This window comes from Roseivivax jejudonensis (assembly GCF_900172265.1).
GTDB lineage: Bacteria > Pseudomonadota > Alphaproteobacteria > Rhodobacterales > Rhodobacteraceae > Roseivivax > Roseivivax jejudonensis.
Map to the genome: position 1 here is coordinate 358,652 of NZ_FWFK01000004.1, position 13,069 is coordinate 371,720.

The following is a 13,069-nucleotide window of genomic DNA, read 5'->3' on the forward strand; positions in this document are numbered from 1 at the left end:
TTGCACAGGCCCGATCGGTACGAGACTGCCCGGGTCCGGAATCATTCACCAGAAAAACATTTTAGTGGACGACCCCGCCGCGAGAAGCGGGGCCGCCAATGCTCAGACAGAGATCAGGAGCCGCCGTCCATCCAGCCCTGCTCCTGGTAGTATCTCTCGGCGCCCGGGTGCAGCGGCGCGGAGAGACCGGCCTGGATCATCTGCTCCTGCTCGAGGTTGCCGAAGGCCGGATGCAGGCGCTTGAAGCGGTCGAAGTTGTCGAAGACGGCCTTCACCACCTCGTAGACGGTGTCCTCGGCCACGTCGGCGGAGCTGACGAAGGTCGCGCGCACACCGAAGGTCGTCGTGTCGTCTTCGACGCCCTCGTAGAGCGACGCGGGAATCGTCGCTTCGGCATAGAACGCGTTGTCCGCGATCAGCTGGTCGATGTAGTCGCCGGTCACGTCCACGAAGACCGCGTCGCAGCTCGAGAACGCTTCCTGGATCGACCCGTTCGGGTGACCGACCTGGTAGACGAAGGCGTCGATGTTGTTGTCGCAGAGCGCCTGCGCCTGCTCCGTCGCCTGAAGCTCGGATGCGAGCGAGAACTGGTCGGTGGTCCAGCCGGCGGCTTCCATCACCACGTCCATCGTCGCCCGCTGGCCGGAGCCCGGGTTGCCGATGTTCACGCGCTTGCCCTCGAGGTCATCGAAGGTCTCGATGCCGGCATCGGCCCGCGCGACCACGGTGAACGGCTCGGGGTGGACGGAGAACACCGCGCGGAGCGCCTCGTAGGGCTCTTCGAACGATGCCTCGCCGTTGTAGCCGTAGTACTGCTGGTCGGACTGCGCGACGCCCATCGTCTGGTCGCCCGACTTGATCGCGTTGATGTTCGCGACCGAACCACCGGTCGACGGCGCGGTGCACTGAAGGCCATGCTCTTCGGTTCCGCGGTTCACGAGACGGCAGATCGACTGCCCCACCACGTAGTAGACGCCGGTCTGGCCGCCGGTTCCGATGGTGATGAACTCGTTCTGCGCGATGGCGCCGGTGCCGGCAAAGAGCGCGGCGACGGCAACGAGTGTTCCGGTGTGCTTCATCTCATTCTCCCTGGATGTCGTCATGGCTGGGGGCGTTCATACCGAGGGGCTGCGCCAAGCGGCCCGAAGGGTCCGGCCGGTCGGCGACGCGACGCCCGCGGCGACCCGGCATGATGATGATACGCTCCCCCATCGCTTTCGACGTTAACAGGGAGCCAAAGGTAATCAAGCGCCGGAAATCAGGCACTTAGAGACGGAAAATCAAGGCGCGGGGCAAGATCCCGCTGTCGCGGAACCGCGACGGCGCCGCAAAAGTGCGAAAGTTATCAAATCATTAATCGGTCATTCTGAAACAATTGACCGTGGCGGGACGATCAGCGGTGTCGGCCTGCCGGATTCCCGCAAGCCCGCCTTTGCGCACACTCAGATCCGCGCCAGCGCCCACTCGGCGAACGCAACGAACAGCCTGTCGGACGCCGCGTCGAAGGCCGCGACGAGGCTCGGCGTCGCGGTGTCGGCGGCCCGCGCCGACGACTCGAACGTGCGGCTGGCGATGATGCGCACGCCCTCCTCGCGCACGAGCTGCACCCGCATCCGAAGACGCACCTCCGCGCCCTCGCCGCTCTCGTCCGCTTCGGCCTGGAAATCGATGATGTCGGTGACGATGGCGATGTCGCCCGACAGCCCCAGCGGCGTGCGCCCGGCATAGCGGAACGCCTCGGTCTCCTGCAGCGTGCGCAGCATCAGCGACTGCACCATCACCGGCACCTCCTCGCCCCAGCGGGCGTCGGGAAGGTACTGCGCCTGCAGCGCCGAAGGCCGGATCATGATCCGGTCGGTGGCGAGCGCGCCGGTCGTCGTCGGCTCTTCCACGATCACGTCGAGCGCGCGGGCGCCGCCCTGCGGCACCGCCTCGGGCGCGCGCAGCTCGTAGACGTCGAGAACGCTCGTCGCCTCGCCCAGCGCCGACAGGGCGGAGCAGCCGGGCAGCAGGACAAGACACAGAAGGGCGGCGGATAGGCGCATCGGGATCACCGTCGGAACGTGGGCGTGTCGCGGTCGAGCAGGAACCGCGCGGGGTCGCGGCTGATCTGCTCGGTCAACCGGTCGAGATTGCGGATCAGCGCGCGTGTCTCGCTGGCGAGCTGGGTGTATTGCGGCAAGCCGTCGCCGGCAAAGCTCGACAGCGGCGCGCCGGTCTCGGCCACCAGCGTGCGGATGTCGCGGAACAGCTGCTCGGCCTCCGCGGCGGCGTCCCGCACATCGCCGGTGACGGCGGGAATGTCCTCGGACACCTGCGCCACGGCGCCCTCCAGAGAGGTGATGGCCCGTCTGAGGTCAGCGGTGATGGTGCCGATGTCCTCGTTCAGGATCCGCTCCGCCCCGTCGATCACCGGCAGCGCCCGGCTGAAGGCATCCTCGACAACCGCGAGCGTCTGCTCGCCCGAGGCCAGCGCCGAATTCACCGCGTCGAGGGTGGTGTTCGCCCGCGCGAAGGTCGTAGTCGCCGCCGACATCGCCGCCTCGGCCTCTTCGGAGAGCCCGTCGATCCGTCCGGTCGCCGCCGACAGGTCGGCGCCCACGGTCTCGATCATCTCACGGGCCCGGCGGGTCGCGCCGCGCACGTCCTCGACGATCACCGGAAGATCCTGCTCGGCCGCCTGCGACACCGTGCGGATCGCCGCCGCCGCATCGGCGGTCACCGCGCGTGCCTCCGCGACCAGCGCCGCGCCGTCGCCGGTCACGAGCGCATCCACGGAGGCCACCGCCCGGTCGACGCTTTCCGCCGTGGTTTCGAGCTGGCCGACGAGCGCGCGCGCCTCGGCGATCACCGGCGCCGCCTCGTCGAGCCGCGCCGTGGCCGACTCGCCCGCGCCCTCGATCGCGCCCAGCGCGCCCTCGGCCCGCGCGCTCAGCGTGTCGAGATCGCCGCGCAGGTCGTCGACCGCCGCGCGCAGCGTATCCGCCAGCGCCGGCAGGTCATCGGACAGCAGCGCATCGGCGCTCTCGAGCGTGCCGGTCGCCGCGGCGACCGTGCTCTCCGACGTGGCAAGGAATCCGCGGCCCTGCTCGGCCAGCGCCGACACCTCGTCGACTGCCGCGACCACGTCCTCGAGCGCCGCCCGGCTCTCGACCAGGACCGCGGTGAACTCACCTTCCATCAGGTCGTCGAAATAGGTCGCTGCCTCGTCGATGTTGGCCGTCGCGATCTCCAGGTCCGCGACGAGGTCGAGGGTGTCGTCGATCAGCGGTTCGGCCTCGGCGAACCGCGCCAGCGCCTCGCCCGCCGCCCGATCGAGATTGGCCAGCATCCCGTCCGCGCGCCGCGCCACGTCCAGCGTCTCGCGGCGCAGGTCCGCCACCCCCGCCTGCAGCTCGATCGTCAGCGCCGGAAGGTCGTTCGAGAGATAGCCGTTCGCGCTTTCGATGGTGCGCGTGGCCGCGTCCAGCGTCACCTCGCCGCGGCCCAGCAGGCTCTGACCCTCGACGGCCAGGTCGCCGATATCCGCGAGCGTGCGGTCCGCCGTCTCCAGCACCACGGACACGTCCCCCGACAGGTTCTCGAGCGTGGTGTTGAAGCGGTCGACCTCTCGCGCGAAGTCCGAGATCTCGTCGGTGACGTTCGAGAAATCCTCCAGCACGGCCGAGAAATCGTCCGACGCGGCCTCGACGTTGATGAGGATGTTGTCGATCCGGTTCTGGTTGTCCGGCGACAGGATCGTGTTGATGTTGCGTACCGTCGCCAGTGCCTCCTCGAGCAGTTCCGGCGCGTCGCGGGTGAGCGACTGGAACACCGAGCTGCCCGCCGGAATTGTCGGAATGTCCTCCTCGGCGGCCTGGTCCAGGAGCGGCGTATCGCGCGCGCCGGCGCTGATGCCGACATAGGACACGCCGGTCACGCCCTGGCTTTCGACCGTCGCCTCCGACGTCGTGCGCACTGGCGTCGCGGCATCGACCTCCAGCCGGACGAGCACCGTCCCGTCGCGGTCGGGCGAGAGGCGGATGTCTGCCACCTGGCCCACCGGCAGACCGGCGAAGCGCACGTCGGCGGCCTCCGACAGGCCCGCGACGCTCTCGAAGCGGACGTCGTAATAGGCGAACTGGCGGTCGAGCTCGATGCGCGCGAACCACAGGAAGCCCAGCACGATCGCCGCCGCGCCAAGGAGCGTGAACGCCCCGATGAGGATGTAGTTGGCCCGCGTTTCCATCGCCTAGCCCTGTCCGCCCGCCGGACGCGCTGCGCGCGCGCGCGGCCCCTGGAAGTAATCGCGCACCCAGGGATGATCGACGTCCAGCATCTCGCGCATCGTCCCGGTCACCAGTACCCGCCGCTCGGCGAGCACCGCCACCCGGTCGCACACCGCGTGCAGCGTGTCGAGATCGTGCGTCACCAGAAAGACCGTTAGACCGAGGCTGTCGCCGAGTCCACGGATCAGCCGGTCGAACTCCGCCGCCCCGATCGGGTCGAGCCCGGCGGTCGGCTCGTCGAGGAACACGATCTCGGGATCGTGCGCCAGCGCCCGCGCGAGCCCCGCCCGCTTGCGCATGCCCCCCGAGAGCTCCGACGGGTACTTGCCGCCTGCGTCCCACGGCAGGCCGGCCATCGAGATCTTCAGGTCGGCAAGCTCGCGCCGCAGCCGCGGCGCCAACCCCGTCACCCGGCGCAGCGGCACCTCGACGTTCTCGCGCACCGTCAGCGACGAAAACAGCGCCCCGTCCTGGAACATCACCCCGATCCGGCCCTCGAGCGCCGCCCGCTCGGCTTCGGTCCGCGGCGGCACCCGCCGGCCCAGAACCTCGATCTCGCCCGCCTGCGGCCGGTTGAGCCCGACGATGGTGCGCAGGAGCACCGACTTGCCCGTGCCCGAGCCGCCCACCACGCCGAGGATCTCGCCGCGCGTCACCTCGAGGTCGAGCCCGTCGTGCACCACCTGTCGGCCGAACGCCGTCACCAGCCCCCGGACCGAGATCACCGTCTCCGCCATCAGATCCCGATCTCCGCGAACAGCACCGAGAACACGGCGTCGGCGACGATCACCGCGAAGATCGCGGTGACGACCGCCGCCGAGGTCTGCCGCCCGAGGCTTTCGGCATTGCCACGCACGCGCATGCCGGCGTGGCAGCCGACCACGCCGATGATCAGCGCGAAGACCGGCGCCTTGATCAGCCCGATGACGTAATTGGCCACGTCCGTGCCCTCGACGAGCCGTGTCAGGAACATCGGCGGCGAGATGTCGAGCACCAGCCACGCCATGATTCCCCCGCCGACAAGGCCCGCGGCATTGGCGATCAGCGCGAGGATCGGCAGCATCAGCAGAAGCGCCAGCACCCGCGGCACGAACAGCATCGTGCCGGGATCGAGCCCCAGCGTGCGCATCGCGTCGATCTCCTCGCGCATCTTCATCGACCCGATCGCGGCCGTGAAGGCCGAGGCGGTGCGCCCGGCGACGATGATCGAGGTCAGAAGCACGCCCAGTTCGCGCAGGATCGAGATCGCGATCAGGTCGACGACGAAGACCTCGGCACCGAACTGGCGCAGCTGCGTCGCACCCTGAAAGGCCAGCACGATCCCGATCAGAAACGCCATCAGCGCCACGATCGGCACCGCCTGGACGCCGACCGCCTCGCAATGGTGGACGAGCGCGGTCAGCCGGAACTCGCGCGGCCGCACGATCCCGCGCGCCAGGCGCGCGAGGATCAGGCCCAGCATGTCGAGAAGCTCGGCGCCGAACCGGCCCGCACCGGCGACGCGCCGCCCGACACCGGCCAGCCGCTCGGCCGCGCCCCGCCGCGCCGCGGGGGCCGGCGCCGCCGCCGGCTCCGCCGCCGCGACGGTTTCCAGAAGCGCCGCGTGCGCCGGCGACGCGCCCGCGATCCGGGCGCCCTTTCCCTCGGCGGCCAGCCGCGCCTCGAGCCGGGTCACCACGTGCGCGCCGGCGGTGTCCATCCGCTCGACCCGCGACAGGTCGATCGTCACTGGCCGCTCGGCCCCGACCCGGCTCAATGCCCGGTCGAGCGCCGGCACTTCGGCGAGCGTCAGCCGCCCCGACAGGCAAAGCCGGGTCGCGGCGTCCTCTGCGACGGTCTCGATCTGGGCGGCGGTCTCGGTCATGCTGCGGCAGCAAACGTCCCGTCGCCCGGAAAGGCAAGCACCCGCAACGCCGCGCGTGCAGGTTCCGCCCGCGGCGCACCGGCGGATGCCTCTGAAGCCACCCCGCCGGTCCCGTCCCGCGCCCGGATCCGCCCGGTCCGACGCGCCGCCCCCGTCGTCGTATCCGTCCAACTGCGCCGGGGCCCGCGCCCCGCGGCGCGTCTCGCACCCACCTCCCGCTCGCCGCAACCGGCCCGGACGACACCGGACCGATGCCCCTGTCTTCTTCTTGGCCGAAATACTCCGGGGAGCGCGAGGGGCAGCGCCCCTCGCTCCGCCACGCCCTCGGGGCCGGACGCCGGTCGCGCGGCGTGCCGCTCAGCCCCGCCAGAACCGCAGGGTGAACAGCACCAGCACCGCCATCAGTTCGAGCCGTCCCATCAGCATCGCGCCGATCAGGATCCATTTCGCGGTATCGTTGAGCCCCTGGAAGTTTCCCGCCGGGCCGATCTCAGGGCCGAGCCCGGGGCCGATATTGCCCAGCGCCGTCGCCGCGCCCGACACCGAGGTGACGAAATCGAGCCCGGTGAGGCTGAGCGCGACGGAGACGAGCCCGAGGATCACCACGAAGAACATGAAGAACGACATCACCGAGGACAGCACGTCGTCGCTGACCGGCCGGCCGTCGTAGCGCGGCGTGAAGACGCCGTGCGGCGCGCGGATCTTGCGCAGCTGCGTGCGAATCGACGCGAAAAGAAGCTGGTAGCGGAAGACCTTCACCGAGCAGGCGGTAGAGCCCGCGCAGCCCCCGATCAGCCCGATGAAGAAGAACATCGCAGCGAGGAACGGCCCCCAGCCCATGTAGTCGACGCTCGCGTAGCCGGTGCCGGTGATGATCGAGCTGATGTTGAACAGGGCCTCGCGCAGCGCCTGTTCGGGGTGGTGCGGAAACACCGTGACCAGCACCGAGGCGGCGATGACCACCAGCACCGCGATGATCGACAGGAAGGTCCGCACCTGGCTGTCGCCGAAAATCGCGACGCGGTTGCCGTTCACGATCTGCACGTAGCGCACGAAGGGCAGCGCCGCGAGGATCATGAACACCGTCGCGATGTATTCCGGCGCGCCCTGGAACACGCCGAAGGAGGCGTCGTAGTTGGCGAAGCCGCCGGTCGACACCGTCGTCAGCGCGTGCACGGAGGCGTCGAAGGCACCCATGCCGGCGACGAGGTAGGCGACCGCACAGGCCAGCGTCAGCGAGATGTAGATTGTGGAGATCTGGGCCGAGATCTGTGTCGCGCGGGGCAGGATCTTGCCCATCGTGTCGAAGGCCTCGGTGCGAAAGATCTGCATCCCGCCGACGCGCAGTTCCGGCAGGAAAACCATCGCCACCACGATGATGCCGATGCCGCCCAGCCATTGCAGCAGTCCGCGCCACAAGAGGATCCCCTTGGGCAGCGCATCGAGCCCCGTGATGACGGTCGAGCCGGTGGTCGTCAGGCCGGACATGGCCTCGAAATAGGCGTCGACGAAACGCGCCTCGGTGGCGCCGAGGACGAAGGGGATCGCGCCGAAGAGCGGCAGCACCGCCCAGACCGAGGTGGTCAGCAGAAAGGTCTGCTGAAGCGACAACCGGCCCTTCGCCGAGTTCGACGAGGCGATTGCCATCAGTCCGCCCGCGAGCGTGGTCACCAGCGCGCTTTCGAGGAAGACCGGCCATTCACCACGCCCCTCGGCGATGTCCACGAGCATCGGCAGCACCATCGTCGCCCCCAGACAGGCGACGAGCAGGCCGATGACGTGGGCGACGGGGCGCAGATCGAACATGCGCGCGAGCGTTGGCGGCGCCCGCACAGGCTGTCAACCGCGCCCACGCGTCGCCCTGTCCCCGGCGGCGCGGGTTGATGCAAGAGGGCCGCCGGCCGCCCTGGACAGCCGGCCGGGGCCGCTTGCGGGCCGGCTCAGCCGGCGTGGATGAGGGTCGCGAAGAGCTTGGGGTCGAGGCTCTCGGCCGCGAAGAGGTCGCCCTCGGTCAGGACCGACACCGCGTCGTGGCTGTGCAGGCTCTCCTGGTGGCTCGCGACGACGCGGAAGTCGCCGATGCGCGCGTCGTCCTGCAGTTCGGCCGCGAACAGCCGTGCAGCGTCCTCCACGAAGATGGGGTTGGCGGCGTTCAGCTCCGCGAAGGCCTGCTCGTCCTCGCGCTTGACCATCACCTGCGTCTCGGTCGGCACGGCGCGGCGGCAGAGCTCGACAAGGTCCTCGAACCACAGGCAGTCGTCGCCGGTCACCTCGACCGAGATCCGGGCGACCGACCGCTGCGAGTGGGGCGTCGCGAGCACGCCGCGTTCGCGCCGCGCATGCTCGGACAGCTCCAGCGAGCACGGGCACGTCGAGGAGTAGACGTAGTCGAGATGCATGATCTTGCGCCGGGCGCCGTCGCGATCGACGAGTTCGAGCGTGATGTCGTAGTACTGGTAGCCCGTCAGTCCCGAGCGCAGGCTCTCGACCGCCATCGGGAAGCGCAGCGCCATCGCGATGCGCGCGTCGAAGCTTTCGAGGTCGCTCTTGTAGTCGTCGAGCGCCGCCTCGATCGTCTCGAAGCTGAAGGTCTTTTCCGCGTGCACGTAGAAGGACCGCATGATGCGGCTCATGTTGATGCCCTTCTTGTCGGCGTCGAGGCTCACCGAGCCGGTCACGCTCGTCTCGAGCACCAAGTTACCGTTGTCGCGGGTGCGGAACTGAACCGGCAGACGGAAGTTGGAAATTCCGACATGCTGGATGGCGCGACGCGCGCCCCGGATGAGGGAGGCCGGGCCGTTCTGCAGGTCGGGAAGCGTGAGCTTGTAGTCGGCATCGGCCTCGAAGCCGGTGTCGTAGTGCCGGGCCAGCGCCGGATAGGGCGCACCGCCGTCGACGCCGGGAACGAGCCGCGCCAGCGCCGGATCGAGATCGGCGATCTCGCTGTCATGGGCGCGGCCGGCCCAGTGCCGCAACGTCTCGAGGGCTGCCTCTGCTTCTTCTCGCGAGGGCCCGCGATCGATATCGGGCGTGTGAACGTTCATGGCATCCGCCTCCTGCCAATTGCGCTCAACAGGTAAGACGTTGCGCGCGCTTGTCCATTTGTCGAAAGGGATACGCGCGCAACCGTGATGCGGATGTCGCGCCCGCGCCGGCTGCGGCGCGGGGTCGCAGGCCGGCCTCCGCGTCGCGCGGCTCGGCGCGCGTTCCGAGCGGTCAGAGCCCCGACAATGCGCCGAGCAGATCCTCGGCCAGGTCCTCGACGTCCTCGAGCCCGACGGAGATCCGGATCAGCCCCTCGCCGATGCCCAGCACCGCGCGGGTCTCGGGCGGGATGCGCTGGTGCGTCGTGGTGGCCGGATGGGTCGCGATCGACTTCGCGTCGCCGAGGTTGTTCGAGATCAGTATCACCTCGAGCGCGTCGAGAACGCGGAAGGCCGCGTCCTTGCCGCCGGCAAGGTCGATCGACAGCATCGTGCCCCCGGCGCCGAGCTGTCGCATCGCCACCTCGTGCTGCGCGTGGTCGGTCAGACCGGGATAGATCACCTGTGCAAGCGCCGGGTGGCCTGCAAGCCGTCGCGCCAGAGCCGCCGCCGTCTCGGTCTGCGCGCGCACCCGCAGGTCGATCGTCTCCAGCCCCTTCAGAAGCACCCAGGCCGTGAACGGGCTCATCGAGCCGCCGGTGTGCTTCATGTAGGGCTCGACAGTCTTGCGGATGAATTCCCGCGTGCCGAGGATCACGCCGCCGAGCGTGCGGCCCTGTCCGTCGATATGCTTGGTCGCGGAATAGATCACCACGTCGGCGCCCTGGTCGAGCGCGCGCGAATAGACCGGGGTCGAGAACACGTTGTCGACGATGACTGTCGCGCCGACGGCGTGGGCCCGGGCCGACACCGCCTCGATGTCGATGACCTCGAGCGTCGGGTTCGACATCGATTCGAAGAAGACCGCCTTGGTGTCGGGGCGCAGCGCCGCCTCCCAAGCGTCGAGGTCGGTGCCGTCGACCAGCGTCACCTCCACGCCGTAGCGCGGCAGAATTTCTTCGAGGATGTAGAGGCAGGAGCCGAAGAGCGCACGCGCCGCGACGACGTGATCGCCCGCGCGCAACATCGCCACCAGCGCGCCGTTGACCGCCGCCATGCCGGACGCGGTAGCGAACCCGTCTTCGCTGCCCTCGAGCAGCGCGATGCGTTCCTCGAACATCCGCACCGTCGGGTTGCCGTAGCGCGCGTAGATGTATTCGTCCTCGCCCGCCTGCAGAAAGCGGGCCTCGGCCGCCGCGGCGCTGTCGTAGGCAAAGCCCTGCGTGAGGAACATCGCCTCGGACAGCTCGCCCCATTGGCTGCGCTTGGTGCCGCCATGCACGAGCTTGGTGCGCGTGCGGCGCGTGTCGGTCCGGTTGTCCTTCATGTCCATTCTCCTCGCGCCAGACCCGGTTTCCGGGTGCGGGCCGGCACACGAAAAAGCCCCGATCGCGGTCAAGCGAAAGGGGCGCTTTCGTCTGACCTCTTTAGCGGCATGTTTTACGTGGCCCGCAATCCGGTAACAAATCGCCACACAGCATCGCGTATGACCGAAACGCCGCACCGTCAAGTCTGTCATCGGGCTGTCGCTTGATCTTCACGCAACCATAACAGTGGCACTGTAGCGCCCATACACAAGATGTAGTGGAGCGCCCATCATGCCCGTCATCTGCGTTACCGCGCGCGACGGCGATCCGGCCCCGGCCTTCGGGACGGGCGGGCTCGGTCGACTGCTCGACCGCGCGCTCGCCGATCCCGGCGTGGGCGACGGGCCGATCACGGTGATGGTCCACGGCTTCAAATACGCGCCGGACGTGCCCCGCCACTGCCCGCACGAAACTTCGTTCTCGCTCACCCCGCGCCACCGCGAGGCCGACAGCCGCATCGTCAGCTGGCCGCGCCACCTCGGCTTTGGCCGGCCGGGCCGCGACCGGGGTCTCGCCATTTCGTTCGCGTGGCCGGCGCGCGGCTCGATCTGGCGTGCCTATCGCGACGCCGCCGTAGCGGGCAGCGCGCTGGCCCGGCTCGTCGACGAGATCGCCGCGCGCCAGCCGGGCCACCCGGTCCACGCGATGGGCCATTCGCTCGGCGCGCGGGTGGTGCTGAACGCTCTGGGGAAGTCGGCCCCGGGCGCGATTGGCTGGGCGATGCTGTTGGCACCGGCCGAGTTCGCGGCGACGGCGCGCGCGGCGGTGGACACGCCCGGCGGACGGGCGGCCCGTATCCTTGCCGTGACAAGCCGCGAGAACGACATCTTCGATTTGCTGATGGAGCTCTTCGTGACGCCCGACATGCGCGGCGACCGGATGCTCGGACATCGCGGCCTCGATGCGCCGCACGCGCTGACCATGCAGATCGACCATGCCGAAACGCTCGCGGCACTTCGCGCGGCGGGGCACCGGCTTTCGGCGCCCACCCGGCGTGTCTGCCACTGGTCGCCCTACCTGCGGCCAGGGGCGTTCCCGCTCTATCGCGCGATCCTCGACGGGCGGATGAGCTTCGCGAGGCTGCGCGCGCTTCTGCCGGAGGACAGCGATCCGCGTTGGGCGCGCCTTCTGCCGCTGCGCGGCGTGCCCGCGTGGGGCGACGCGCGCCTGCCGCATTGAGCCTCAGCCGCCGATCCGGGTCCCGAGCGCCACAGTCGGGAAACAGGTCGCGCGCGCGCCCTGCGCCTCCTGCCAGCGGCCGATGGACCGGCGCGTCTTGAAGCCGGCGAGTCCGTCGACGCCGCCGACATCGTGCCCGTCGGCCACCAGCGCACGCTGCATGTCGGCGACAGCCCCGCGCGTCAGACCGTCGATCGCGCCCCAGTCGCCTTGGAAATCGCCGATGCCGAAGGCGATGCGATCGCCCACGTGCCCGACGAAGAGCGCATACAGATCGCTCATGTTGTAGTCCTTCAGCACGTAGAAATTGGGCGTCACGATGAACGCCGGACCGTACCGGCCCGCCGGCAGCATCAGGTAGCCCTCGCCCGCACGTTCGTGGTCGGGAAAGGTCCGGCCGCCGACCCGCGCGATCCCCATGTCCGCCCAGTCCGCAATCGTCCGCCCCTGATCCGGCCCCTCGAGCGTGCAGGACACGTCGTCGGGAAGGACGACCTCGAACCCCCAGTCACGGCCGGGCACCCATCCGTGCGCCGCGAGGTAGCTGGCGATCGAGGCGATGGTGTCGGCCTCCGAGCGCCAGATGTCGGCGCGCCCGTCGCCGTCGCCATCGGCGGCGTGCGCGAGGAAGCTCGACGGCATGAATTGCGGCTGGCCCAACGCCCCGGCCCAGCTCGACCGCATGGCGCCGGGCGGCGCGTGCCCCGCCTCGGCGATCTGCAACAGCGCGACCAGTTCGTCGGTGAAGTAGTCGGCGCGGCGCGACATGAAGGCCTTGGTCCCCAGCACGCGAAACGCGTCGTGCGGGATGTCGACGCGGCCATAGCCGCTTTCGCGTCCCCAGATCGCGAGGATGATCCGACCCGGCACGCCGGTCGCGCGCTCCGCCGCCGCAAGCGCCGTGGCGTGCCGGCCGGCCATCTGCCGGCCGATCGCCGCCGCGCCCTCGACCGCGTTGGGGCGGAAGTAGCGCGCGGGGGCGGAGAACTCGGCCTGCCTCTGCATCTGCGGCACGTCGCCCGCGCTGCCTGGCGGCACGAGGTCCGGCAGATCCCAGTCGAGGCGCACAGCATCGAAGGCCGCGCGCAGGGTCGCGTCGCCGACGCCGGCGGCCTCGGCCCGTGGGCGCAGCGTGTCGTTGATCCAGGATCGGAACTGCCGCTCGACCGCCGCGCGATCCTGCGCCGCGGCAAGCGCGGGCCAGAGCAACAGGCCCGCGAAGACGAGCCGACAAAGGTGGCGAAGCATCGGATGCGCCTCCGGCACGGGGTCAGACCGGGCACAGCATGACGACGCCCGGCCGCAGGC

At 69.8% G+C, this 13,069-nt stretch carries 10 protein-coding genes and 1 riboswitch; of the genes, 1 reads left to right on the forward strand and 9 read right to left on the reverse strand.

What is annotated here, in order from left to right; translation table 11 throughout:
• Positions 1–113: 113 nt before the first annotated feature.
• From ROJ8625_RS12590 to metZ, 8 genes are all read right to left on the reverse strand, one after another.
• Positions 114–1,079: a TAXI family TRAP transporter solute-binding subunit gene (locus ROJ8625_RS12590; protein ID WP_085792235.1), complete on the reverse strand. Its 966-nt coding sequence runs from the start codon at positions 1,077–1,079 to the stop codon at positions 114–116.
• A gap of 363 nt (positions 1,080–1,442) precedes the next feature.
• The gene (locus ROJ8625_RS12600; RefSeq protein WP_085792444.1) at positions 1,443–2,045 is read right to left on the reverse strand and encodes an ABC-type transport auxiliary lipoprotein family protein; all 603 of its coding nucleotides are present in this window, start codon (positions 2,043–2,045) and stop codon (positions 1,443–1,445) included.
• Positions 2,046–2,050: 5 nt separating this feature from the next.
• Positions 2,051–4,228: an MlaD family protein gene (locus ROJ8625_RS12605; protein WP_085792237.1), complete on the reverse strand. Its 2,178-nt coding sequence runs from the start codon at positions 4,226–4,228 to the stop codon at positions 2,051–2,053.
• 3 nt (positions 4,229–4,231) lie between these two features.
• Entirely contained in the window at positions 4,232–5,005 is a 774-nt protein-coding gene (locus ROJ8625_RS12610; protein WP_085792238.1) for an ABC transporter ATP-binding protein, read from the reverse strand.
• Positions 5,005–6,132 carry an ABC transporter permease gene (locus tag ROJ8625_RS12615; RefSeq protein WP_085792239.1) on the reverse strand — a complete coding sequence of 376 codons (1,128 nt, stop codon included), beginning with the start codon at positions 6,130–6,132 and terminating at the stop codon, positions 5,005–5,007. Before ROJ8625_RS12615 ends, ROJ8625_RS12610 begins: the two co-directional genes overlap by 1 nt.
• A gap of 357 nt (positions 6,133–6,489) precedes the next feature.
• The gene (locus tag ROJ8625_RS12620) at positions 6,490–7,938 is read right to left on the reverse strand and encodes a TrkH family potassium uptake protein (protein WP_085792240.1); all 1,449 of its coding nucleotides are present in this window, start codon (positions 7,936–7,938) and stop codon (positions 6,490–6,492) included.
• Positions 7,939–8,072: 134 nt separating this feature from the next.
• Positions 8,073–9,176: a GTP cyclohydrolase FolE2 gene (gene folE2 / locus ROJ8625_RS12625; protein ID WP_085792241.1), complete on the reverse strand. Its 1,104-nt coding sequence runs from the start codon at positions 9,174–9,176 to the stop codon at positions 8,073–8,075.
• A 172-nt stretch (positions 9,177–9,348) separates the two neighbouring features.
• Positions 9,349–10,542 carry an O-succinylhomoserine sulfhydrylase gene (gene metZ / locus ROJ8625_RS12630; protein ID WP_085792445.1) on the reverse strand — a complete coding sequence of 398 codons (1,194 nt, stop codon included), beginning with the start codon at positions 10,540–10,542 and terminating at the stop codon, positions 9,349–9,351.
• A gap of 79 nt (positions 10,543–10,621) precedes the next feature.
• Positions 10,622–10,699, reverse strand: a riboswitch (SAM riboswitch).
• Positions 10,700–10,813: 114 nt separating this feature from the next.
• Here metZ and ROJ8625_RS12635 point away from each other — a divergent pair.
• Positions 10,814–11,761 (forward strand): alpha/beta hydrolase, encoded by a 948-nt coding sequence (locus tag ROJ8625_RS12635; RefSeq protein ID WP_143535114.1) that lies wholly within the window; start codon positions 10,814–10,816, stop codon positions 11,759–11,761.
• 3 nt (positions 11,762–11,764) lie between these two features.
• Here the strand turns inward: ROJ8625_RS12635 and ROJ8625_RS12640 are convergent, their stop codons facing one another.
• Positions 11,765–13,009, reverse strand: a complete 1,245-nt coding sequence (locus ROJ8625_RS12640; RefSeq protein WP_085792242.1) for a lytic murein transglycosylase — start codon at positions 13,007–13,009, stop codon at positions 11,765–11,767.
• Between the last annotated feature and the right edge of the window lie 60 nt (positions 13,010–13,069).

What these genes read in the sequence shown, in the direction of transcription:
- ROJ8625_RS12620 (WP_085792240.1), bottom strand. Translation starts at nt 7,938, where the DNA reads ATGTTCGATCTGCGCCCCGTCGCCCACGTCATCGGCCTGCTCGTCGCC.
- ROJ8625_RS12615 (WP_085792239.1), bottom strand. Translation starts at nt 6,132, where the DNA reads ATGACCGAGACCGCCGCCCAGATCGAGACCGTCGCAGAGGACGCCGCG.
- ROJ8625_RS12600 (WP_085792444.1), bottom strand. Translation starts at nt 2,045, where the DNA reads ATGCGCCTATCCGCCGCCCTTCTGTGTCTTGTCCTGCTGCCCGGCTGC.
- ROJ8625_RS12635 (WP_143535114.1), top strand. Translation starts at nt 10,814, where the DNA reads ATGCCCGTCATCTGCGTTACCGCGCGCGACGGCGATCCGGCCCCGGCC.
- ROJ8625_RS12590 (WP_085792235.1), bottom strand. Translation starts at nt 1,079, where the DNA reads ATGAAGCACACCGGAACACTCGTTGCCGTCGCCGCGCTCTTTGCCGGC.
- ROJ8625_RS12640 (WP_085792242.1), bottom strand. Translation starts at nt 13,009, where the DNA reads ATGCTTCGCCACCTTTGTCGGCTCGTCTTCGCGGGCCTGTTGCTCTGG.
- ROJ8625_RS12610 (WP_085792238.1), bottom strand. Translation starts at nt 5,005, where the DNA reads ATGGCGGAGACGGTGATCTCGGTCCGGGGGCTGGTGACGGCGTTCGGC.
- metZ (WP_085792445.1), bottom strand. Translation starts at nt 10,542, where the DNA reads ATGAAGGACAACCGGACCGACACGCGCCGCACGCGCACCAAGCTCGTG.
- ROJ8625_RS12605 (WP_085792237.1), bottom strand. Translation starts at nt 4,228, where the DNA reads ATGGAAACGCGGGCCAACTACATCCTCATCGGGGCGTTCACGCTCCTT.
- folE2 (WP_085792241.1), bottom strand. Translation starts at nt 9,176, where the DNA reads ATGAACGTTCACACGCCCGATATCGATCGCGGGCCCTCGCGAGAAGAA.